20 protein-coding genes are annotated in these 22571 nt (G+C 71.1%); 13 read left to right on the forward strand and 7 right to left on the reverse strand.

Translation table 11 applies throughout. The features are described 5' to 3' along the window. Window positions 1–10: 10 nt before the first annotated feature. Complete coding sequence (rplV, locus tag WMF29_RS42270) at window positions 11–349, reverse strand: 50S ribosomal protein L22 (protein ID WP_012240567.1); 339 nt, start codon at window positions 347–349, stop codon at window positions 11–13. Between the two features lie 629 nt (window positions 350–978). On the opposite strand from rplV, the gene WMF29_RS42275 reads away from it, so the two are divergent. The 3 genes from WMF29_RS42275 (at window position 979) to WMF29_RS42285 (ending at window position 4559) form a co-directional block, all read left to right on the forward strand. Continuing rightward, window positions 979–1707: a hypothetical protein gene (locus WMF29_RS42275; protein WP_437331224.1), complete on the forward strand. Its 729-nt coding sequence runs from the start codon at window positions 979–981 to the stop codon at window positions 1705–1707. A 322-nt stretch (window positions 1708–2029) separates the two neighbouring features. Further along, window positions 2030–2926, forward strand: coding sequence for an SUMF1/EgtB/PvdO family nonheme iron enzyme (locus WMF29_RS42280; RefSeq protein WP_437325723.1), 897 nt, complete (start codon window positions 2030–2032; stop codon window positions 2924–2926). Between the two features lie 460 nt (window positions 2927–3386). Further along, window positions 3387–4559 carry a hypothetical protein gene (locus WMF29_RS42285; protein ID WP_437325724.1) on the forward strand — a complete coding sequence of 391 codons (1173 nt, stop codon included), beginning with the start codon at window positions 3387–3389 and terminating at the stop codon, window positions 4557–4559. Between the two features lie 92 nt (window positions 4560–4651). Here WMF29_RS42285 and WMF29_RS42290 read toward each other — a convergent pair whose 3' ends face one another. Further along, the gene (locus WMF29_RS42290; protein ID WP_272102117.1) at window positions 4652–5221 is read right to left on the reverse strand and encodes a hypothetical protein; all 570 of its coding nucleotides are present in this window, start codon (window positions 5219–5221) and stop codon (window positions 4652–4654) included. Window positions 5222–6486: 1265 nt separating this feature from the next. Between WMF29_RS42290 and WMF29_RS42295 the strand changes: the two genes are divergently transcribed. The 3 genes from WMF29_RS42295 to WMF29_RS42305 all read left to right on the forward strand — a co-directional run bounded on the left by WMF29_RS42295 (window position 6487) and on the right by WMF29_RS42305 (window position 7860). Beyond that, entirely contained in the window at window positions 6487–6753 is a 267-nt protein-coding gene (locus WMF29_RS42295; RefSeq protein WP_437325725.1) for a hypothetical protein, read from the forward strand. 18 nt (window positions 6754–6771) lie between these two features. Continuing rightward, a complete protein-coding gene (locus tag WMF29_RS42300; RefSeq protein ID WP_437331225.1) occupies window positions 6772–7152 on the forward strand; it encodes a class I SAM-dependent methyltransferase in 381 nt (126 codons plus the stop codon). 84 nt (window positions 7153–7236) lie between these two features. Then, a complete protein-coding gene (locus WMF29_RS42305; protein WP_437325726.1) occupies window positions 7237–7860 on the forward strand; it encodes a hypothetical protein in 624 nt (207 codons plus the stop codon). A 55-nt stretch (window positions 7861–7915) separates the two neighbouring features. On the opposite strand, the gene WMF29_RS42310 is transcribed toward WMF29_RS42305, so the two are convergent. Next, on the reverse strand, window positions 7916–9025 hold the full coding sequence (locus tag WMF29_RS42310; RefSeq protein ID WP_437325727.1) for a PhoH family protein: 1110 nt from the start codon (window positions 9023–9025) through the stop codon (window positions 7916–7918). Window positions 9026–9237: 212 nt separating this feature from the next. Here WMF29_RS42310 and WMF29_RS42315 point away from each other — a divergent pair, with 212 nt between their 5' ends. The 4 genes from WMF29_RS42315 to WMF29_RS42330 all read left to right on the forward strand — a co-directional run bounded on the left by WMF29_RS42315 (window position 9238) and on the right by WMF29_RS42330 (window position 13723). Beyond that, window positions 9238–10989: a porin gene (locus tag WMF29_RS42315; protein WP_437325728.1), complete on the forward strand. Its 1752-nt coding sequence runs from the start codon at window positions 9238–9240 to the stop codon at window positions 10987–10989. 166 nt (window positions 10990–11155) lie between these two features. Next, the gene (locus WMF29_RS42320) at window positions 11156–12439 is read left to right on the forward strand and encodes a penicillin-binding transpeptidase domain-containing protein (protein WP_437325729.1); all 1284 of its coding nucleotides are present in this window, start codon (window positions 11156–11158) and stop codon (window positions 12437–12439) included. 437 nt (window positions 12440–12876) lie between these two features. Continuing rightward, a complete protein-coding gene (locus WMF29_RS42325) occupies window positions 12877–13173 on the forward strand; it encodes a hypothetical protein (protein ID WP_148314458.1) in 297 nt (98 codons plus the stop codon). Window positions 13174–13543: 370 nt separating this feature from the next. Continuing rightward, window positions 13544–13723, forward strand: a complete 180-nt coding sequence (locus WMF29_RS42330; protein WP_272102111.1) for a hypothetical protein — start codon at window positions 13544–13546, stop codon at window positions 13721–13723. Between the two features lie 167 nt (window positions 13724–13890). Here WMF29_RS42330 and WMF29_RS42335 read toward each other — a convergent pair whose 3' ends face one another. The 4 genes from WMF29_RS42335 to WMF29_RS42350 form a co-directional block, all read right to left on the reverse strand. Then, on the reverse strand, window positions 13891–14412 hold the full coding sequence (locus WMF29_RS42335; protein WP_437325730.1) for a hypothetical protein: 522 nt from the start codon (window positions 14410–14412) through the stop codon (window positions 13891–13893). Window positions 14413–14471: 59 nt separating this feature from the next. Further along, a complete protein-coding gene (locus tag WMF29_RS42340; protein ID WP_437325731.1) occupies window positions 14472–17522 on the reverse strand; it encodes a BamA/TamA family outer membrane protein in 3051 nt (1016 codons plus the stop codon). Window positions 17523–17546: 24 nt separating this feature from the next. Next, window positions 17547–18632 carry a hypothetical protein gene (locus WMF29_RS42345; RefSeq protein ID WP_437325732.1) on the reverse strand — a complete coding sequence of 362 codons (1086 nt, stop codon included), beginning with the start codon at window positions 18630–18632 and terminating at the stop codon, window positions 17547–17549. A 191-nt stretch (window positions 18633–18823) separates the two neighbouring features. Then, the gene (locus WMF29_RS42350) at window positions 18824–19672 is read right to left on the reverse strand and encodes a methionyl-tRNA formyltransferase (RefSeq protein WP_437325733.1); all 849 of its coding nucleotides are present in this window, start codon (window positions 19670–19672) and stop codon (window positions 18824–18826) included. Between the two features lie 104 nt (window positions 19673–19776). On the opposite strand from WMF29_RS42350, the gene WMF29_RS42355 reads away from it, so the two are divergent. Genes WMF29_RS42355 through WMF29_RS42365 form a run of 3 tightly spaced genes read left to right on the forward strand, consistent with a single transcriptional unit; the run spans window position 19777 to window position 22546 of the window. Then, window positions 19777–20598 carry a cell division ATP-binding protein FtsE gene (locus tag WMF29_RS42355; RefSeq protein ID WP_272102106.1) on the forward strand — a complete coding sequence of 274 codons (822 nt, stop codon included), beginning with the start codon at window positions 19777–19779 and terminating at the stop codon, window positions 20596–20598. A gap of 41 nt (window positions 20599–20639) precedes the next feature. Next, window positions 20640–21533 (forward strand): cell division protein FtsX, encoded by an 894-nt coding sequence (locus tag WMF29_RS42360; protein ID WP_272102105.1) that lies wholly within the window; start codon window positions 20640–20642, stop codon window positions 21531–21533. Beyond that, a complete protein-coding gene (locus WMF29_RS42365; protein ID WP_437325734.1) occupies window positions 21530–22546 on the forward strand; it encodes a murein hydrolase activator EnvC family protein in 1017 nt (338 codons plus the stop codon). Before WMF29_RS42360 ends, WMF29_RS42365 begins: the two co-directional genes overlap by 4 nt. Window positions 22547–22571 lie beyond the last annotated feature (25 nt).

Below are 22571 nucleotides of genomic sequence, written 5' to 3' on the forward strand. Positions count from 1 at the left end.
GGTCCTCTACTTACTTTCTCTCGTCGACTTCGATGACGATGTGCGACACGCCCTTGGTGATCCGGGTCGCACGGCCCATCGCGCGCGGCCGCCAGCGGCGGTTGAACTTGTTCGGCCCCTTGTCGACGGTGGCCTTGCTGATGAAGAGCGCGTCGATGTCGGCGCCCGCCTGCTGGGCGTTCGCGACCGCGCTCTCGATGATCTTCCGCAGGACGGGGGCGCCGCTCTTCTGCGTGAACGAGAGCAACTGGATCGCCTCGTCCGCGTCGCGACCTCGGACGAGATCGGCGATCATGCGAGCCTTGCGCGGGGCGATCCGCGAAAACATCGCACTGGCTTTGCTTACCATTCGAGATACCTCGCGACACCGGCGGGCGGAGTGACTCCGTACCGGGTTTCGGTTCGCTGCGAACCGGTTGCACCGTCGTACGCTTCCGGTCCCAGCCCGACGTCCATCGACGTGGGCCCCCTTCGCGTCACCGGGGGGGTTCCCGCGGCGGCCGAAGGGGCGGAGCTGGGATCGAAGCGCCGTTACGGCTCTTCTACTGGGAGACCGGGAGGACACCCGATCGCCCGGGAAAACGGAGCGCGGTGATTACCAGCGGGAGGCGCGGTACGCAAGCGCGATCCTTCCGCGCCCTTTCAGTTTGTTTCGCGCGTCCCCGCGGCCTGAGCAGCTTTTCAGGTCTTCCTGAACGGACGTCGGGAGGAGCCGGGCGCGCCGGCCTGGTGCCCGGGCAGGCGGACGGACGACCACGATGCTGAAATTTGTTCTTGACACTGACGAAATGCAGCTGAAACAAGCGGTCGACGGCGGCCTGAGCCGCCGACGTCGGAGGTGCGCCCCCGGAGCGTCGGCGTCGGACGGCTGGACCAGGCCGAAGAGCAGGATTGCGAGGGGAATAGGGGAGCCCCAGGTTCAGTCGAACGCACCAGGCCGTGGAACTCTTCCCTGACATTGTAGGAGGCACCGTGACCATGCTTGCTCGCCATCGCCATTCTTTCCTCGCGCTTACCTTCATCTTGCCCGCCATCGTCACCGGCTGCGTCGTGACCACGGAGGACACCGACAACGACGTGGACCAGACGGTCGGACCCGGCGTCACCCACGGGTCCACGAGCAGCGGAGGCGACGGCGGCGACGGCGGCCAGGGCGGCGACGGCGGCCAGGGCGGCGACGGCGGCCAGGGCGGCAGCGGCGGCGACGGCGGCCAGGGCGGCGACGGCGGCAGCGATGCCTGCATCGAGGCGTCGGACGGCAACCTCACGGTCGCGGCCTGTGACGAGCTCAACATCTCGCCTGAGCAGGGGGCGACGAGCCAGTGCGGCGCGAACCGCGACGAGGACCCGATCGGCTACGGGCTCTGCAAGCACGGCTTCGCCATCTTCTCCCCGGGTCACGCCGCGGACCTCGTGGACTGCCTCAGCGACATCGGAGTGGAGCGGGCGTGCGATGTGGAGCCCGTTCAAGCGTGCATGAACCGCGCGTACGCCAACGCGTGCCCGCACCAGGCCGACGAGATCTGCGACACCATCTCCGACTTCTGCGACGCCGGCACGTTCGACACCTCCAAGTGCGCGGCTCAGATGAACCCCCTCAACCGAGATGCAGCGGACGATCTCGTCGCGTGCATGAACGACAACCCCAATGTCTCCTGCCAGGAGGCTTACGACACCTGCTACGAGGAGATCATGGCCTTCGAGTGACCCGGCCGCCGCCACGGGTGCGCGGCCTGCGCGCCCACGGTGCGCGCTCTGCTCTCGCGGTTCTTTTCCCCTGGCAGTCGACGCACACCAGATGACCTCTGGGCCTCTCATCAGCTCACGCCCACCTGAGCGCCCCTGCGCGCGCACCCTCTCATGTAGGCCGGTTCGGGGAGCCCCCGAGCGCGGTATTCGGTTGCAAAAATGATCGCGGGAAGGGATCCTCGGCTCCTCCGTGGCCAAGGACTCCTCCCGCCCGCGCCTGGCAGCTTCCGTTCCGCGATCGCCGGGGGCGCGTCCATTCCGCGGTGGAGCGCTGCTCGGCGTGCTCGTCGCGTCGGCGGGCTGTGCGCCGGGGTCGACGACAGCGGAGCAGATCACACCGCGCCTGATGGTGCGCGCGTCGCTCGAGGGGACCGCCGCCGTCCCGACGGAACGGCGCATCAAGGCCAAGGAGAGCGCGCTCGCTGCCGTCAAGGACAGCGCGGCGCTCGCGTCCGGGATGGAGTCCGAGATCGGCGCCACCCCGATGTCGTCCTCGGCGGGCAGCACGCGCTGTCCCGCGGAGATGGCCCTCGTCGACGATCGCGTGTGCGTCGACCGCTGGGAAGGCGCTCTGGTCGAGGTGACGCCGACCGGTGAGCGCCCCTGGTCGCCCTACGATCCGATTGACGGGAACGAGCGCCGCGTCCGCGCCGTCTCCTGGCAGGGGGTCATCCCCCAAGGTTACATCAGCGGGCGGCAGGCCAAGATGGCGTGCGCGGCATCGGGCAAGCGCCTGTGCACTTCGGAGGAGTGGGTGACCGCCTGCCGAGGGCCGGACGACACGACCTTCCCCTACGGCGCGCTCCGCCAGCAGGGCGTGTGCAACGATGACGAGCGACGCGTTCACCCCGTCGCCCAGATCGCGGCGTTGCTCGACATCAAGCCCGAGGAGCGCTGGACGACGGCGATGAACAACCCGCTCATCAACCAGCTGTCCGAGGCGCTGCTCCCCACGGGCGAGCGCGCGGGATGCACCAACGCCTACGGCGTGTTCGACATGGTAGGCAACCTCCACGAGTGGGTCGATGACCCGAGCGGCACCTTCCGTGGCGGCTATTTCATGGACACGACGCGCAACGGCGAGGGCTGCAAATACGCCACGACCGCCCACTCCTTCGGCTACCACGACTACTCGACGGGCTTCCGGTGCTGCATGGATCCGGAGCAGGCCGACTAGTGCAGGCCGCGCGGCGTGCGGCCGGCGGTAGGGCAGACGCGGATCGAACGCGAAGATCGGGGCGATTCAGCGGGGAGACAGGGCGATCGCTGCGCGCGCATCCCTCCGTGACGCGACGGGCGCTCCGACAAGGCGGCTCGGGCGCGGCGCGAGCGAGCGTGCGAGTCGTGGATAAGCCAGGGCGACACCAGCGAAGAGATTGCCGATGTTCGACTCCATAGTGAGCGCGCCCACGCGGCGCCGTGCCGCTGCGACCGCCCTTGCCGCCCTGATGAGCCTCCTGGCGCTCGGCTGCGGGAAGAAGGAAAAAGCAGCGCCCATCACCGTCCCGCCACCCCCGGGCGCAGCATCGTCGGATGAGCTCACCACCGCCATTGGCCAGGCGCGTGGCATCGATTCGGCTCTCGCGCCGTCGTCGACCCGATGGCGACGAGCGTTCGTGCTCGATGAGAGGCGTGCCGTGGTGACAGGAGAGATCGAGAACGAGGCGATCGCGCTCGTGACCGAGAACGCAGGGCGGACCTGGCGATCTCTGCGGCGCGTCCGCGAGGGGTGGTCGACCTGGTCGGTCGGCGGAGACGGCGCCACGGTGCTCACCGCCGGTCCGCGCGGCCCGGCTCTCCCGGCGGAGACGCGCGGAAATCGAGGGACGCCGCCCGCGCTGGACCCGCCGAGCGTCTTCTTCGCTCCGTTCGATGCGACCGACCTCTCGGCGCCTTCACCGGTCACGCTTCCCGCGCTGAGCCGCGGAGCGCGGCCGCTGGTGAACGCGGTGCCCGCGGTGCTCTCCGCCGAGAGCGCCGCGCTGCTCGTGGAGCCCAAGCCTCGGCACGCGACCCTCGTCTATGCGGGGCCGGCGGGCGCCGAGCCGGTGCCTCCCGTCCCGCTCCCCACGCAGGAACAAGCGCTGCCGGTGCCTTATGGCCGCCCACCGGTGCTCCTGTCGGTGCGCGGACGCAACCTCCTCGTACGGCCCGTCCCCTCGCCGGGGAAGCCGCTCGACGCACCGAAGAGCGTCGAGGGACTCGCGATGAACCCAGCGGCGATTGCCGCGCTCTCCACGACACCAGCATGCGACTTCGCCGGGTGGTCGTTCCAGCTCGTGCCTCAGCCGCCCGACAAGACCGCCGTGGTCGCCGTCTCCGCTGCCCAGACAGCCGTGCTGAAGCTCCCGGCGAAAGCCGCGCCTGGAGCGTCGGTCGGCTGCGCAGCCGATCGGATCATGGTCGAAGTCATGACGCCCACAACCGGAGAGCCCACGCTCGCGACGTGCACCCTCCAAGGCACCTGCATCATCGCCGAGAAACCGCCGTTTCGCCCCTGGCTGGAGCCGCATGAACGGTCTGTCGCCCTGGCGCCCACACGCGAAGGGGTCACCGCAGTGCTGACCTCCCGCGCGGCAGCGCGATGGGGGCTCTATATCGCGCTATCGCCAGAAGCGGGCAAGATCTACGACGTCCCCAGGGTAATCGGCGAAGGCACAGGCGAGCGCGGCCGTATCGAGCTCGGCACCCTCCTCTCGTTCGGAAATCGACTCTTGATGCTCCTCCAAGCGGACGTGACCGGAACATCGCGCCGCGGCTGGTATGTCGCGGCCTCCGATGATGGCGGGCTCACCTGGAGCCCGCCCTGAGCTCCGTCTCGAACGGGACAACCATTCCAAACGCAACGCGTCAGCACAGCTTGCATCCCATCTGATGCTGACGTGCGCGGTGGTCCCCAGACCTACTTCGGAGGAGCGGCAGCCGGAGCGACGCGCTTGCGTCCCTTGGCGCTCGGCTTCTTCACGGGCGCAGGCCCCGCCGCGGTCTTGCGCGCGTTCGCGCTCGCCTGCTCGGCGGTCTTCGCGTCGCCTGCATAGCGGGCGAAGCGACGGTCGCCACCTTGGAAAATCCGCTTCTCCAGCTTCAGCTCCTTCAGCGCTGCGGCGGCGCGGGTCTGCGGGATACCCGCCTGCTTCGCCACCTCGCTCGCGCTGACGCCAGAGCTCGCTTTGACGACGCGCTCGACGGCATCCAGCGTCTCCTGACGCTCCGCCGACGCGGCCGGCGACTTGCGCGGGCGACCAGGCCGACGCTTCGGCGCGGCGCCGCGCTTGGCCGCGACGGAAGACGTTTTGGACTGGACCGCTCCAGCGCGGGCGCGCGAGCGGCTGCGGCGCGGCGCCGCAGGAGGAACCAACGGCGCTTCCCCTGTCACGGCGCCCAGCTGATTCTTGACGAGCGCGAGGATCGCCTCGTCCGGCATCTTCCGCACGAGGTTTACAATCTGCTGTGAAAAGGCGTCCGTTGCCATGTGCTCTCCCTCGTCGCCGAATCCAGCTCGGCGGTTGGATACGACTATGCCGTTGCCACTTGCCTGGTCAAGCGAATTGAGGATAGAGGGCCGTCTTTTCTTTCAATAGGCGCTGCGGGCGGGCTCAATCGGAGAGCTCATTGGACGGGACGGCCCCGAACGGCTGGGCTGCTTTGCTCGACAGGCGCCGAGCGATGAAACCCTCGCCAGCGTCGATTGATGGCCGAGACCCCTCCCCCGCGCAGGACGGCCCCGAGGCCGCTCCAATCCTCTCTCGACCCCCTTGACGATGCACTGCGGCATTGCGTGTCTCGGGTGCTCGGGTCTGGTCAGGTAAGCACCGTCCGAGAACCGAGCAACCCCGCGCCTCGGGCCGCGCCCGTCACGGGCGGCAATGCGGGCGCGCGCACAACCGCGAGGTGCAGCGACCCGGCGCGAGCCTCCTCACCCCCAATCATTGAAGCGCCTCACGCAGGGTGCGACCGCCTGGCGACCACACACAGGCGGCCGGTGCGTGGCTACATTGCACGCCCCGGGCGCACGACTGGCCTATGCGGAGGCGTGATAGGATGCGCCGCTCGGCGGGTGGGGCGCAGCACGGACGCTTCGCTATGAGCGCCGGCGGGCACGAGAGTCCGGGTCGAGCTCTCCGCACGACATCCGCTCATCACGCCGGGGATTGCGCGGACCCGAGCCCACTCTGGCCTCCCGATCGAGCGCCAACCCGCCGAGCTCTTCGAAATGACGACTCTGCTGCAGCCCCGCCGCCGGAGGCGCGCTCGGGTCGCGCAGCGCCGCTCTCCACGTCACGCGCGGCGGCTCCCCGCGGCTCCCGCTGGGTGGGCGCCTCCAGGCCGTCGTGTCCGGCGGACCGGTGTGTACGCGCGGCTCAGGCTCATCCCGCGAGACACCGCGTTACATAGCAGAGCGCCGAGGCGCGCTCGCCGTCGTCTTCGGCCGCTCCGATCGGGCCCTCCCGAGAGAGCTCAGCCTTGGGCCCGCGCTCTCGAGCGCGAGTCCGCGCGTCCGCGCGTCCACCCTGGGGGCATGTCCTCTACGACATTGGCGCCCGCTCCAATGAGAGGAGGACGCCGGCGGGGAGCCGGCCCGCTCCGCCTCGACTTCTTCAAACGCCTTCCTGTCCATATCTACGGCGCCCAGGATCCACCCCGCCCCCGCTCGACCTCCGTCCGACCAGCGGACGAGATTGACCAGCCGCCGGCAATCGGTTGACACGCGCGTCGGCCGCGGAGAAGGATGCGCGCATGTCACTGGTGCGCGTGCTCGAGCCGGAGGTCATGGATACCGACGAGGACGCGCGGGCCTACGACAGCATGGACCACGCCGTCGTGAACACGGCGTTCTGCGACGCGCTCCTCTCCCACAACCCCGGTCTCGCATACGCCCTCGACGTCGGCACAGGGACGTGCCTGTTGCCCATCGAGCTTTGCAGGCGCGTCCCCGCGGCGCGGATCAAGGCGATCGATCTCTCCGCGGCGATGCTCGATCTCGGGCGCCGCCACGTCGAGTAAGCCGGGCTCGCCGAGGCCATCGCGCTCGCGCTCGTGGACGCCAAGGCGCTGCCCGAACCGGATGGGACGTTTTCAGCCGTGCTCTCGAACAGCATCGTCCACCACATCCCGGAGCCGGCGCAGGTGCTGCGCGAGATGCTCCGCGTCCTCCGGCCCGGCGGCCTCCTGTTCGTGCGAGACCTGCTCCGTCCGGAAGACGAGGCGTCGATCACCGCCCTCGTCGACACGTACGCAGCGAACGACACGGCGTACCAGCGAGCCCTCTTCGACGCGTCGCTGCGCGCGGCGCTCTCGCTCGACGAGGTGCGTGAGATGCTGCGCTCGCTCCGGATTCCCCCCGAATGCGCGCAGGTGACGAGCGACCGGCACTGGACCCTCGCGTTCCGCAGGGCGTCCTGATCCGGAGGCGCCGCGCGCTGATCCGGGGCGCGGGCACGTCAAATCGACGCGACGGCCAGCCCGGCTCGTAATAAAAGCGTCCACGTGAACGCCACCGGAACACGAGCTCGCCGGGCGCGCGGCGTTGCCCCCGCGCTCTTCCTGTCCTTCGCCATCGTCCTCGCGGCATGCGAGGAGAACCCGCCTCGCCCGGGCGAACCGGAGCGGCCCGCGCCCCCGCCGCCTCAGCCGAGCGCGGCGCTCGCGCCGCCCGCGGCCAGCTCGGCGACAGCAGAGCCCCCGAGCGCGGGCGCGCCGGAAGACGCGGGCGCCGCGACGGGCACGCCCGCATGGCAAGGGACATGGGAAGGGCGCTACGACGCCAAGAAAGGCAGCGTCGTGATGCCCCCGAAGGTCAAGGACGCCGCGCGCCAGAAGGACGACGGGAAGCAGGCCACCGGCCCTGGGACGGTGACGCTGACCATCGAGCCGAGCGGTGAGCTGAAAGGCACCGCGAAGGGAGCGCTCGGCGACGCGACGCTCGTGGGAAAGGTCGAGGACGGCATGGTCCGCGCATCGGTCTTCCCCGCAGATCCGCGCGCGCCGAACGCGATGACCGGCGTCCTGGTCGGCGAGCTGAAGGAGAACGCCATCCACGGCAGGATCCGGGTGACCGGGCCCGATGCCCTCCTGGTGCGCGAGTCCCCCATCGATCTGAAGAAGAAATGATCAGCGCAGCCGAGCGAGACGTCGGCGCCGGCGTCTCGCTCGGCCGCGTCGCGCGTCAGCTCGCTGCGCCGGCTCCTCCCGGCTCGCCTGCCGGCGCGCGCCCCTGCGGCTCCTGCGGTGCAGCCCCGGCCTCTCCCGCCGCGCCGCCGCGCGCGCCGCGACCCGCCTCCGCCCGCCGCTCCTCGCGCTGGCGAGCCACCTCGGCGTCCCGTTGCTCGTACGCCACGATGATCCGCTGCACGAGCGGGTGGCGCACGACGTCGACCTCGGTGAACGAGCAGATCGCAATCCCCTCGATCCCCGCGAGCAGCTCGCGCGCCTCCGCGAGGCCGCTGCGCGCGCCGTGCGGGAGATCGACCTGCGTGACGTCGCCCGTCACCACGGCACGGGAGGCGTAGCCGAGGCGGGTGAGGAACATGCGCATCTGGTCGCTCGTCGCGTTCTGCGCCTCGTCGAGGATGACGAAGCAATCGTTGAGCGTGCGGCCGCGCATGAAGGCCAGCGGGGCGACCTCGATCTGACCGCGCGTCACGAGGCCTTGCGCCTTGTCCGCATCCATCATGTCATGGAGCGCGTCGTAGAGCGGGCGCAGGTAAGGATTCACCTTCTCGGCGAGATCGCCGGGGAGGAAGCCGAGCCGCTCTCCCGCCTCGACGGCGGGGCGGGTCAAGATGATCCGCTTCACGCGGCGCTCGAGGAGCGCGTGGACCGCCATCGCCATCGCGAGGTAGGTCTTGCCCGTCCCCGCCGGCCCGATCCCGAAGGTCATGTCGTGCGATCGGATCGCCTGGATGTAGCGCTTCTGCGCCAGCCCCTTCGCCGAGATAGGCCGGCGGCGCGCCGAGATGAGGACGACGTCCTCGAACAGCTCCCGCAAGGTCATCCCGGGATCGTCCCGGAGCGCCTGCACGCCGCGCACGTAGTCCTGGGGATCGAGGACCACGCCGCTCCTCAACATCTGCGCGGCCTCTGCCAGGCACCGCTCGGCGAGCGCGACCTTGTCGGCGTCCCCGGCGAGCCGGATCGTGTTGCCTCGGACGCCCGACTCGATGCCAAGAGTGCGCGCAATGAGCTTGAGATGCTCGTTCCCCGGCCCTGCGAGGGCCACCAAGGTGCTGTTGTCGAGCACCTCGACATCTGCCGTGATCCGCACGCTGGTCGTCATCCCGTGATCCTTCCCCGCCGCTGCCCCGACGCTCCGCCGCCGGCACGCGCTGCCATTCCATGAGCAGGACCTTGACGCGGCTCACATCTCGCTCGAATGTCGCGCTCGCTCGCCGTATGGCCTACACAGAATCGTAACGTCCTGGTCATATTTTCGCGTTGTAGTGCGTGCGAGATCCGGCGAGCGGGCGAGCCGCACACAGGGAGAACTGCATGAGGTTAGCTACATCGGCGCTGCTGGGCATGACTGTTACGCTGTCGGGCCTTTCGGCGCTAGCACAGCCTGGACCCCAGGGCCCAGCGCAACCTGCCCCGGCGCCGCCTCCGGCCGCTGCCCCGGCGGCTCCTGCCGGCGCGGTTCCGCCCGCTGCCGCTGCCGCTCCGGCCCCCGCGCCGCCGCCCGACGCGGCGCCGCCCGCAGAGCCGCTGCCGCCCCCTGGAGCGGAGCCGACCGCCGCGCCGCCGCCGCCGCCGCCTGCGCAGGTGTTCGCGCCGACCGCCGAGGCCGCCGTCGTGAAAGAAGAGCAGCAGCCGCTCGCCGGCTGGCACGGCGGCTTCTTCCTCCGGGACGCGAACGACACGTTCCGACTCTACCCGAAGGGGAGGCTGAACTTCGACTTCGCCAGCAGCTTCGGCGCCGGCGTGTCGGACGTCTCGGCGACGGGCGGTGGGAGCGCGCTCAAGCCGCGCTTCTTCATTCGCCGCGCGCGGCTCGAGGTGGCCGGCGAGTTCCTGAAGAGGTTTTCCTTCGATGTCGACGTCGACTTCGGCGGCCAGGGGCTCGGGAACGCCAACGGCCGGACCGAGAACGCCGCCGGCCCGGCCGGGCAACCGCCGACGGCCGAGAGCGCGCGCTTCGCGCCTGTCGAGAGCACCACCGCGAACGCCGTGCTCGCCGACGCCTGGATCAACTACTCGGTCATGCCCGCGCTCAACTTCCTGTTCGGGCAGCACCAGGCGTTCTTCTCGATGGATAACCAGACGAGCGACAACAGCACGACGTTCATGGAGCGCAACATCGCGACCCGGAGCTTCGCCTACCCCGAGGGCAAGGACATCGGCCTGACGATCTGGGGCGACGTCGCTGACAGGATGGTCGTCTACGGCGTCAGCGTGGTCGGCGGCGACGGGCAGAACCGGCCGGGCGTCGACAGCCAGTTCGATTTCATCGGCCGCGTGGCCGCGCGCCCGTTCGCCAGCGACAAGAAGGGGTTGCTCGCGAAGGCGCAGATCGGCGTCAGCGCGCGCTATGGCGACCGCGACCAGAAGTACGTGGGCTACGACTATGCGCCCATCAGGACGGGGCAGGGCTACACGCTCTGGGGCGCCGGCTACACGGACTCGCTGAAGCGCCCGATCCACGTCATCCCGTCGGCCACGCAGGCCGCGATCGGCGGCGAGCTCCGGCTGCCCATCAAGATGGTCGAGCTCCGGGCCGAGGCGTACTACGTCGCGAACCAGACGCGCGAGGGCGTGGAGGGCTTTCAGCTCACCAACACCGAACGGATCGGGCAGGTGAAGGGGCTCGGCTGGTACGTGCAGCTCTCGGCGTGGCCGGTCGGCGACGCGTTCGTCAGCGGCGATCCCGGGTTCAGCCCGCGCCCCACGAAGGTCGATCTGACGAAGGAGCTCGAGAAGCCGAAGTCGGGGCTCGAGGTGGCGGCGCTCCTCGCGGGGATCAACGCGACGTACGACGGCGCGTCCCGCGGGGGTGCGTACGACGAGAAGACGCCGGGCGCCGAGGGGGGGCCGGGCACCGACCTCAACGTCATGCAGATCGGCCTCGCCGCGAACTACTGGTACACGAAAAACGTGCGGCTCGGCGTGAATTACAGCGCCTACCTGACGCCCGGCAGCGGCTCCAGCGAGAACCTCCTCCGGGTGCCAGGCAATACGGTGACGCCCGCCAATCCGGACGCGCACGCGCTGCACGAGCTCGGCGCCAGGGTCAGCATGTCGTTCTGACGCGCCCCCGCCCCACGGCGGCCGGCGTCCCGGCCGCGCCCTTCATCCTTTTGCCCTCCAACGATCCGCGCCGCGGGCGCGGCGCGCCGGCGGCGCGGGAGCCCCGCGGCGAGCTCGCGCGCCTCAATTTTGGCCCAGGACAGCGTGGCGGGGTACCCGTCGGGCCATGCGCGACATGCGTCAGTGGATCGCCGTCGGTGCAGCCGTGGGGCTCGTGGCCGTGACCCTCCCCATGCTGCGCGAGCACGACGTCCAGCTCGGAGGGCTGCTCGCCAAGAAGACGACCGCCGGAGGCCCGACGATCACGCGGACCGTGACGCCGCCGCCGCTCACGGACCTCGATCTGACGCGCATCGACGACCGGAGGACCCCGCCCACGGCGCCGGCGCACGGCGACCGCGTCGCGGAGCTGACCATCGACCCGATGTACCAGCGGGCGGCGCTCGGCTTCCTGCGGGCAGGCCAGGTCCCGGAGGGCGCGGTCGTCATGACCGATGTCCGTACCGGGAAGGTGCTGGTCTGGGCGAGCTACGTGAACGAGGGGGCGATGCACGACGTCGCCGCGGAGGCCACCGCGCCGTCGGCGAGCGTCTTCAAGGTCGTGACCGGCACCGCCCTCGTCGAGGCCGGCCTGAGCCCGAACACCAAGCAGTGTTATTCGGGCGGCGAGCACTCGATCCGGCCGGCGGACCTGGTCGACAACAAGCGTCGCGACAAGTACTGCGCGACGCTCGCGCAGGCGATGGGCCGGAGCATCAACACGGTGTTCGCGCGGCTCGCCGGGAAGAACCTCGACCGCGAGAAGCTCGGCGCCGTGGCCGAGAAGCTCGGCTGGGGGCAGGACACGCCGTTCGACGTGAAGGTCGCGACGAGCACGATCTCGCTCCCGGAAGACGAGCTCGGCTTCGCGCGGACCGCGGCGGGCTTCTGGAACACGACGCTGTCGCCGTTCCAGGGGGCGAACCTGGCGACCACGGTCGCCAACGGCGGCGAGATGATCCGGCTCCACGTCGTGTCGAGCGTCAAGGACGAGGTCGGCGACATCTACCAGGGCCCGAGCGAGCGCCAGGTGCTCAAGCGGGTGATGGACGAGAGCACGGCCAACGCGGTGACCGCGATGATGGAGGCGACGGTCGATAACGGCACGAGCTACCGTTCGTTCCATGATCGCAACGGCCGCCCCTACCTCCCGGATATCCGCGTCGCCGGAAAGACGGGGACGCTCACGAAGCCGACGCCCGAGGGGCCCTTCTACACCTGGTTCGTGGGGTTCGCGCCGAGCCGCAAGCCGGAGGTCGCCATCTCCGTGATGGTCGCCAACAGCGCGAAATGGCGCGTGAAGGCGACGAACGTCGCATGCGATATGCTCCGCACCTACTTCGCCGACAAGGGCGCGCCCGGCGTGAGCGATCCGAACAACCGGACCGGCGCGACAGCCCAGCGCCGCTGACGCGGAGCTGACGAGCCGCCGAGCCGCAGCGCGCCAGGCCGCTCGCGGTGCGCCGCGCTGCGCAGATGCACCTGAACGCCGCGCCGTGCCCCCGGGCAAGGTCCAGGCGGCCGACGAGACCGCGCGCATTGTCGGCCCGTCAGGCAGACCACCGCGCAGCCTGCACGAGGCCTCCGCAAGGCGGAAATCGTTCATCGTGATTTCCGCCCTCACCAGGATCCGGCGATGACGGTGCGCAACGGACCGCTGTGCCTGTCTGGCGGCCGACAGGTTTGCAGGATCATCGTACACGCCGCGGCGGCGATCGATTCATGGAAGCTTTCCGCTCGGGGGCCCGGCCCCTCCGGCTGGCCGTCCGCGGTGCGAAGGTCCGGGCCGCTCCGATGCAGCCGGACACCCTGGGCCAGGGTGGGACCTAGTTACGAGAGGCGCTGCTTGTGCAGCTTGTGCTCGGCCGAGATCTGCGTGCTAGCATCTCTGTTGTGCAGGTTGTGCTCCGCAAGCTCGGCCGGGGATCACGCGCAGTCGTTGGCCGGCTCGTCCGTGCACCACGGAAAGGCTCGGTCATCGTCATCGAGTTCTCCGACGGAATGCATGAATACGTCACGACGCCGGTCAAGCGCGTGTTGCGCCTCGCCGGGCGCGAGGTCTTCTACATAGAGACCGTAAACTCCCGGTACCGCCTCGAGGTGCGCGGCCGCGAAGTCGCGCTGGACGGCGCGGTCGGCGGCTGAGCCCTGGCCGGTGCGGCTCAGGCAGCGCGGATCCTGCGCGAACGTCGCGGATCCTTCGGATCCTTCGGAACGAGCGCGCGCCTCTGATGTGACGGATGTGACGGATGTGGCCGCGGACCACGCGGCCGAAGGCGGGGAGGCGGAGGTCGCGGACGTCGACATCTGACGGCGGCGCGATGCACTGCACACTCGTCTAGCACGAGAACTGCATCTCCGCGCGCATTGCCCCTTGCGCTTCCATTCGCTCTTGGGCACAGTCCCGCTCCCTTTGAGGGGCCCCGCGGTAGGCCATCCACCGGTGCAGGATGGGGCTCGCCCGGCGAGCTGTCGTCATGATGCCGCGCCCCCGACCGTGAGGAGATTGAAGCAGATGGGCAAGCGCGATCGCCGCCAGTCGATGAAGATGAGGCGCCGCAAGGCGCAGGCTGCCAAGAAGGAGCGCGCCAAGCGCAGCAAGCTGGCGAAAGCCCCGACGGAGGTCGCTGGCAAGGCCAAGAAGCCCCGCGCTCCCAAGAGCGCCGCTCCTGCGAGCCCTTCGCCGGCTGCTTGATGGAGTGCGAGGCGCGGTCAATCGACCGCGCACCGCGCACCGCGCACCGCCCGTCGCATCCCCGCGCTGTTGCGATCCCGGCGCTCACCGAGGCCGCGCACGCCGGCGTCGAGCTCGACCGCGCGCGTCCCGCTGCGCGCGGCCGCACACCTCGTCCGCGGCGGCGCTCACTCGTCGCGAATCACACGCGTGTGGAGGCTCCGGCCGGACTGCCGGCCCATGTCGGTCGCGCTCGCCGAATCGCCAGCCCCGCTCTGCGTGGGCCGGGACGCCTCGGGCGGGGGCTCGCCGAGGAGCCCAGTGTCGCCCTCTCTTCGCTCCTCGCCGATAAGCTCCCAATGGCCCCGTTCGTCGCGCCAGCGCTGCGCCACCCGGGTGCTTCGGACCGTGGCCTCGTCGTCCCGTAGCCAGAGGACGTCGAGGTAGACCTCGGCTTCATCGCGCTGGGTCATCTCGAAGCCGCCGAACTCCACGTCGACGACCCGGAGGCGGGTGCCCCACCCGGCGTGACGATTCATGAAATCCTGGCGCGCGCTCGAGCCGACGCGCTCGAGCGCGACATCCATGCGGCCGAACCGGGCAGCCGTGTTCATCTCGAGCGCCGCTTCGGTGAGGCGCTGGGAGTTGCTCGGGGCGATGCCGCAGCTGGCGAGGGGCAAGAGGCTCAGGGCAAGGAGGACGCGGCGCATGCCGAGCACCCTGGGCGAAGGGGTCGGCGCGGGCAAAATTTCCAGCAGGCGCGCGGCGCTCAGAACGAGTTCGTCGCGACGAAGTAGAACTGACCGCCAGGGATCGCGAGATCGCTCAGGCCATAGGCGTACCCGAAGCGCATCTGCGAGGAGAGGACGTACCCGAGGTTCAAGCTCAGCCACAGCTCGCCGCCGACCGAGGCGTGCAGCTGGGGCGAGTAGAGCAGGCTCTTCTGCGTGAAGAGGGCGAGCTCGTCCATCTCGAAGCGGTTGAATGCGCCGCCGTGGTCGAGGAAGAGGCTCGCGTCGATGCGGCGCAGGTAGATCGGCAGCGTCACGAGGCCGCGGTCGGGCTGCAGGACGGGCACGCGGTACTCGAACGTCTGCGAGAAATAGGAGCGGCCGAACATCGCGCCCGGCGCGTAGCCACGGAGCGTGAACGAGCTATTCGTGACCCCGGTGAGCAATGTGTCGACGAGCGTGAGGTTCTCGAGATCGTACCCGCCCACGCCATAGTTGGCGCCCCGCGGGAAGTTACCGCCCGACACCGCCCCGGCGACGCGAAACGCGAGGGTGTGATCGCCTGACCAGGGCATGGCGACGTAGGCGGTGAGGCCCGTCGAGAACGCGTAGGACGTATAGCTGCTGCCCGTCTCCGGGCCGGCGTAATCGAGGCCAGCGTTCAGCGACACCCCGCGCGGCGCGCCGGCGGCGTCGATCGAGCCCTCGGCGTTCGAGAATGCGTAGCCGAGGTGCGCGAGGTTCAGCGTGCCCCGCGGCGGGAGGATGGTGCGGGGCGCATACGGGTCGAGCTTGTCGCCGATGGGGAGCTGCCCCTTGAACGCGGCGCTGCCGAACGACGCGCTCAGGGTATGCCGCGAGAACTCGCCGCGGATCGGATAGCTGACGCCCGAGGAGATCCCGATCGTCCGCTCGTCGTAGACGACGTTTCGGCCGTTGATGCGGTAGCCGCCGCGCGGCGAGATGTTGTGGTACGCGCGGACGCCGAGGTCGACAGGCAGCCGGCCGTAGTTGTACCCGAGCAGGACGTTCGGGGCCGGCGCGTCCGGCTGCACGGTGAGCTCGCCGAAGATCGTGTGGCGACCGACGATGTCGGTGCCGGTCACGCTCACCGTGAGCGCGTTCGAGCCATAGCTCCCGGGCGCGTAGTCGAGCGTGATCGCGCGCGGCGCGAGCGTGGGAAGCGGGTTGTAAGGAACGCGCTGGAGCCGCGCCGCCGAAGGCTCGGCGGCGGGATCGGGGCGATCGCCCGGGGGCGGCGGCGCCGGGAGGAAGCGCGCCGGATCGAGCGGCATGGCGAAGAGGTCGTGGCCGCGAGAGGTATATCCGACATAGACAAGGGTCTTGCCATCGGGGCTGATCGCCGGGTGCAAGGCCCCGAGTCTCACGTTCGTGACCTGGCGCAGGGCGCCGGACGAGACGTCGTAGGCGTAGACGTTGTGGATGCCGGTGCGATCGGAGGTGAAATAGAGCGTCTCGCCGTCGGGCGACCAGACGGGGTTCATGTCGGTCGCGCGATCGCGGGTCACCTGTCGGAAGCCGCCGGTGGCGACGTCCACCACGCGGATGTCGCGATAGCCGCCGGCGGTCCAGACGCTGTACGCGAGGCGCTTGCCGTCGGGCGAGAACGACGGGGAGTAGGCCTGCTCGAAGCGGGCGCTCGGGACGAGATCGCGCCGCTCGGACAGGACCCCATCCCTGGAGAGCCGCGCGATCTCCAGGTAGCGGGTGCCCTTGCTGTTGAGGGAGAAGGCGACGAGATCTCCGGTCGGGCTCACGTCCGGGGCCGAGGATCGGAGCCCTTGCGTCAACCGGCGCCGCGAGGGCTCGTCGCCGTCCGGCGCCGCCTCGCCGCGCGGGAGCAGGACCAGATCGTTTCGGTAGTAGTGGTTGCGCCACGGCAGGAGCGCCGTGAAGACCAGATCACCCGCCGGCGTGAACGCCGGTCGCGAGGGCGCGTTGGTGCGCGCGACCAGCGCTTCGCGGCGCTCGCTCCCTGGCGCGGGCGCGGCGAGGGAGACGCGGTAGATACCGGGGCGCTCCCTGCCGTCGTCGCGGAAGTAGACGATCTCGTCGGCATCGGTCCGGCGCGCGGCGGGCGGAACGAACCGCGGGTAGAGGGCCGTGCGCCCGTGGTAGGTGAGCCGCGCGCCCTCGCGGAGCCCGCGCGCCTCGACGGCCGCCATCTGCGCTCGGTAGAGCTGGCGGAGGTGGTCCTTCCAGCCCTCGTACAGCTCGACGTAGGTCCTGCCGGTCACGCGGCGGATGGCGCGGTTGATCCCCCACGGGATGAGCGACGCCCCGTAGTCGGCGGAGACGGCGCGCATCGTGTTGGGCCCGTAGACGTCGATGATCCAGCCCAGGAACCTCGATCCGTAGAGATACCAGAGGTTGCCCTGCGGCCAGCGGAACGCGGAGCTCGAGATCTGATCGAGCCCCGCGATGTTGTCCTCGAGCACGTCGGCGCGCAGGTACATGTCGAACATGCTCGAGCGCATCCGGCCACCACTCGAGTGGTGGCTCTCGCTCACCACGGCGAGCCCCTCGATGATCCACCGCGGCTGCACCTGGTTCGGCGAGAACGTCTTGCCAACGATCGCGTTCAGGATCGCCGGGATCCCCGACGTGTTGTCGATGTGCGCGATGTGCGTGAACTCGTGCGTGAGGAGATCGAGGTACCAGTCGTCGTAGTCGCCGAGCGTCGACAGGTCGTCCGGACCGGACGCGAGGAGGTGGATCGAGTTGTAGGGGAGCGTGCCGGCCGACCCGTTCGCCATCTCGGAGTCGTCGGTGATCAGGATCTCCGTGCGGCCCTGCGGGGCGTAGCCGAGCGCATCCTCGACGCGCCCGTAGATCGTCTCGGCGAGCGAGGCGATGCGCGCCGCGATGGGCTCGAGGCCCTGCGGATGGTGCACGCGGAAGTGGGCGGTCTCGAACGTCCAGAAGGCGAGATCGGGGTCGCCCGTCGCCCGGGCCGGCCGCGGCGCGAGGAGCAGCAGCGCCGCGAGGGCGACGGCAGAGAGGACGGACGCTGCGCGGTGGAGCGGCCGGCTCGCTCGCGAGCCGGCGCGCGCGGGAGAGGAGTTCACCAAGATCGATGCGGCGTGGCGACCTCAGAGGTCGTCGTAGAAGAGCGGCTCCCTGTTGCGCGTGAACCGAGACACGAGCTGCCGGCCCTCCGCCGAGATCTGCGTGATCCTGGCGCCGAAGCCTGGCTCGGCCGAGTCCCTCGATCCGCCGGCCTCGCGCGTCCACCGGACCGCGGCCTGCGCGGTGAACTCGTAGTTGCCCGGCAGGCGGACACGCAGGGTCACGACGGAGCCCGTCGGCGGGATCTTGTAGGTCGCGACGAAGATGCCCCCGTGCTCGATGACGTCGTTGCCTGCCAGTCCCTTGTAAAAATTCGACGGTGTCAGAGCGCCGAGCTCGACATCGACGACCGCGGCAGGCGTGCGGTGGTCGACGGGCTGCGGCATGGCCTGGGGCGGCGGAGCGCCGCGCGGGTCCGCTGCCGGGTGCGATGCGGCCGGGTAAGCGGGTGACGCGGGCGCCGGCGCGCGCCGCGGCTGCTGCGGCGAGGGCAGCGTGTGCTGGGCGGGCGCAGCCACGGCGACCGCGGGCACAGGCGCGACCGGCGCTGGCGAGGCCACCGCTGCAGGTGCAGCCGCGAACGGCGCTGGCGAGGCCACCGCTGCAGGTGCAGGCACGAACGGCGCTGGCACGGGCGCTGGCACGAACGGCGCTGGCACGGGCGCAGGTGCGAACGGCGCTGGCGCGACCGGCGCTGGCGCGGCCACCGCCACAGGCGCAACCGGCGCTGGCGCGGCCACCGCCACGACGGGCGCTGGCGCGATCGGCGCTGGGCCAACCGGCGCTGACGCGGCCACCGCCACAGGTGCAGGCGCAACCGGCGCTGGCGCGGCCGCCGCCACGGGCGCACGCGGCTGCGCGGAGGCGCCGGCGGCCTGCGCCCTGCTCAGCGCGTTGACCTTGCTCAGCGAGGAGGCGACGTGCTCCATCAGCACGTCCACCACCGGATCGGCAGCGGTGATCCTCTGCAGACGGTTCAGGACGTCGCGCACATGGCCGAGCGCGATCTCGCTGCCGTCGAGGGCCTGGCCCCCGGAGCGCTCGATGCGGTGCATGATGCCCATCGCCTGCGCTATCGGCTCGGCGAGCGCCTCGATCTCAGGCGACACCCCCCCGTTCGACTGGAGCGCATTGAGCGCCGCGGCGAGCAGTTCGCGGGCGCTTTTCGCAAGCTGCGCGGGTTCCGACATGAATCCTCCGAGGGGCGCATCCTACGCGGTCGCGCGCGCGTAGGCTCAGGATTCGATGGCCGCGAGCCGGCCAGGCGACCCCGCCGGCCGCCAAACGCCCCAGCCGGCGGTCACCCGCGCGACGCCCCCGACGCCACGAGGGCCGCGAGCTCATCCACCGACGCCGGCTCTCCGTCGATCTCCCCCTCCAGCAGCGCGACGGCCGTGTCGCCGGTCCGCACCAGGACCACCCCGCCCTCGACCACCGCCTCGCCGGGCGCGAGCGCTTCGGGGAAGCTCGCCGCCGGCGCGGCCCGCAGGACGATGACGCAGGCGCCCTCGATCTCGGTCCACGCGCCCGGGGCCGGCGCGAGGGCGCGGACGTGCCGGAGGACGCGCTCCGTCGGCCAGGACCAGCAGATGGCGCACGCCTCGTCGTCAGGCGCAGGCGCCTGCGTCGCGAGCGCCGGATCCTGGGCGACCCCCGCCACCTCCTCGCCGCGCGCGAACCGGGCGACCGTGCGCCGCAGGACCCGGAGGCTCGGCCGGTCGAGCGCCCGGGCGAGCTGCCACGCGGTCCACCCCGGATCGATGGCGAGCCTCTCCTGTTCAAGGATCTCGCCGGTGTCGTACTCCGCCTCGATCCTGTGCGCCGTGACGCCGCTCTCGGCGTCCCCCGAGGCGATCGCCCAGTAGGTGGGATCCGGCCCGCGATGACGGGGGAGCAGCGAGGGGTGCACGCCGATCCCCCCGAGCCGCGCCGCCTTCACGAGCGACATCGGCAGGCGCGTGGTCCAGAACCAGCTCACAAGGAGATCGGGCGCGAGCGCCTCGACGCGCGACGCGAGCTCCGGGCGCTCGACGTCGGGACGCAGCAGGAGGCGCGAGCCGAAGATCCGGCGGGCCCGGCGGAGCCCCACGGCGTCGGCGCGGCTGATCGCGGCGAGCGCGATCTCGTGACCGTCGCCGTGGAGCAGCAACGCCGCCAGCGGGAGGCCAAAAAAGGCGACCCGCAGCGGGCGCTCGCCGGAGCGTCGGCCGAAAAGTTTTCCGTGTGCGAGCAGGCTGATAGGTGAAGGCTCCGATGGCGGCGCCCCCTCTGCAAGGCTCATTTCGTCCGGCGCTCCGGCCCGGCCACCGCTACGACGCGTCCGCCGCGCGCCGGCCGATCCTCGTCTTCGAGGACGTCTACAAATCGTACCGCGCCGATCAGCCGGTGCTGCGCGGGATGTCGCTCTCGATCGAGCGCGGCGAGTTCGTGTTCATCACGGGCCCGAGCGGCTCGGGCAAGAGCACGCTCCTCCGCCTCGTGCACCGCACCGAGCGCGTCGACGATGGCCGGATCCTGTTCCTCGGCCGGGACATCGCGCGCCTGACCGACGCGTCGATCCCCGCGCTCCGGCGCAACATCGGCTTCGTTTTCCAGGACTTCAAGCTGGTCCCGAGCTGGACCGTGTTCGACAACGTGGCCATCACGCTGGAGGTGCTCGGCCTCCCGTCGCGCCTGCTGCGGACCCGGGTCGGCGAGGCGCTCGAGCGCGTCGGCCTGGCGGGGCGCGGCGGCGACCGGGCGCAGGTGCTGAGCGGCGGCGAGCAGCAGCGCGTCTCGATCGCGCGGGCGATCGTCGGGGAGCCGACGCTGATCCTCGCGGACGAGCCGACGGGCAACCTCGACCCGCAGCTCGCGATCGATCTGCTCGGGCTCTTCGAGGACATCCACGAGACGGGCACGACCGTCCTGTTCGCGACGCACGATCGGACGCTGCTCGACGTGCGCCCCCGGCGCGTGGTCGTGCTCGACGACGGGAAAGCGACCGACGTGCCGCACGGCCTCGGGTCCGGCGGCGAGTTCGTGGACGGCGGCGACGAGGACGAGATGGACAGCGGCGTGCGCGGCGCGGCGTAGCGCCGAGGGCTCCGCCTCACGAGACGGATAGAGGAAACCGGATGCAGACCAGCGAGCGTGACGATCGGCGGAGATGGCTTCGCACCTGGCGGGCAGGGAGGAGCGATTGGCGGCTGCAGGCGCTGTCGATCTTCTCGCTCGCGGTCGCGTTCGTATGCCTCGCGTCGGCCCTCCTCGTGGTCACGAACCTCATGGCGGTGCGCGATCGCTGGTCGCGCGCCGGCCGCGCCACGGTCTACCTGCGCGACAGCGCGACCGAGGCGCAGACCGCGGAGCTGACCCGCGCGCTCGAGGGCACCGAGGGCGTCAAGAAGGTGCGGCTCGTGACGAGCGCCGAGGCGCGCCGCGAGGTGGTGCACGACGACGGCGACAAGGCCCTCGCCGCGCTTCCGCCGAGCGCGTTCCCCGCGTCCCTCGAGGTCGGCTTCACCGAGGAGGTCTCCGACGAGGCGCTCGCCTCGATGACGGTGAAGCTGCGCGCCCTGCCGGCCGTGGACACGGTGGAGACGTACCAGCGCTGGACGGAGCGGCTGTCGTCCCTCCTCAGCGGCGGCGTCGCCGCGAGCGCGTGCCTCGCCGCGATCGTCCTCTGCGCCGTCGTGAGCGTCATCGGCTCGACGATGCGCCTGCTCTTGCATCGCCGGAAGATCGAGGTCGAGGTGCTGAAGCTGGTCGGCGCGACCGACGGCTTCGTGCGCCGGCCGTTCATCGTCGAGGGCGCCACGCAGGGCGCGGCCGGCGCGGCCGGCGCGCTGCTCGTGCTGGGCGGCCTGTTCATGATGGTGCGCGGCCGCTTCGATCACGAGCTCGCCAACCTGCTCGGCATCTCGCCGTCGTTCCTGCCCTGGGAGGTCGCGTTCGGGATGGTCACCCTCGGCGCCGCGCTCGGCGCCACGACCGCGCTGCTCACGCTGCGCAAGATGGTGGCCGTGTGAGGCGCCGCATCCGGCTCGCGCCGCTCGCGCTGGCGCTCCTCACCGGCGCCGCGACGAGCGGCGCCGCGGTGCCGGCGGCCGACGCCCCGGCGCCCACGTCCGCCTTGGCGGCCAGGGCCCCGGCTCCGGCGGCGCGCCCGGGCTCCGCGCTGGCCGAGAACGATCTCGATCGCCTGCTCGCGAAGCTCGACGCCGAGGAGAAGGCGCTGCGCGCGGAGCTCGACGCGATCGGCCCCGCGCTGGAGCTCACCCGCCGCCGGATGATCGCGCGCGGGCGCGCGTACTACCGCCACGTCCGCGCCGGCTTCCTGCCGGTGGGCGGCGGGTTCGACGCGCTGGTGGACCACGCCGCCCGCGTGGAGCGCACCCGGCTCGCCCTCGAGCGCGACCTCGCCCGCGAGGCGGAGCTGACCCGGCGCAGCGCCGAGCTCGCGGACCGGCTCACGCACCTCGGAGCGGAGCGCGCGCCCCTCGAGGTGCACCGCGAGGCGATGAACCGCGCCCGGGTCGCGCTGGCCCAGGAGGAGGAGCGCCGCGCCGCGTTCTCGCGCGCGTTCGAGACGAGCGTGCGCCCCGACTACCTCGCGATCTACGGCGCGGACACCGGGCCCGCCGAGCTCGATCGCCGCGCGGGCTTCCGCTCGCTCATGGGGCGGCTCCCCTTCCCGATCGCCGGCCGCGCTGAGGTGCGCAAGGTGTCGCGCCGCGGCGCCGGCGGCCCCGGCGTCGAGCTCACCGCGCTGGACGGCGCGCCGGTCCGCAGCGTGGCGGCGGGGCGGGTGGCCTTCGCCGACACGTACGCGGATTACGGGCTCACCGTGATCGTCGATCACGGCGAGCGGCTCTACTCGGTGTACGCGAACCTCGGCGCCGCGGACGTGCGCGCCGGCGATCAGCTCGCGGGCGGGGCGCGGGTGGGCACGGTCGCGAGCGGACCAGGTGGCGCGAAGCTCTACTTCGAGCTGAGGCGCGGCGCCGAGGTGATCGACCCGGGTCCCTGGTTCGGGATGTAGCGGCGCGGGCCCGCAGGGCTCCTCG

The organism is Sorangium sp. So ce381 (assembly GCF_051473845.1).
GTDB classification, from domain to species: domain Bacteria; phylum Myxococcota_A; class Polyangia; order Polyangiales; family Polyangiaceae; genus Sorangium; species Sorangium atrum.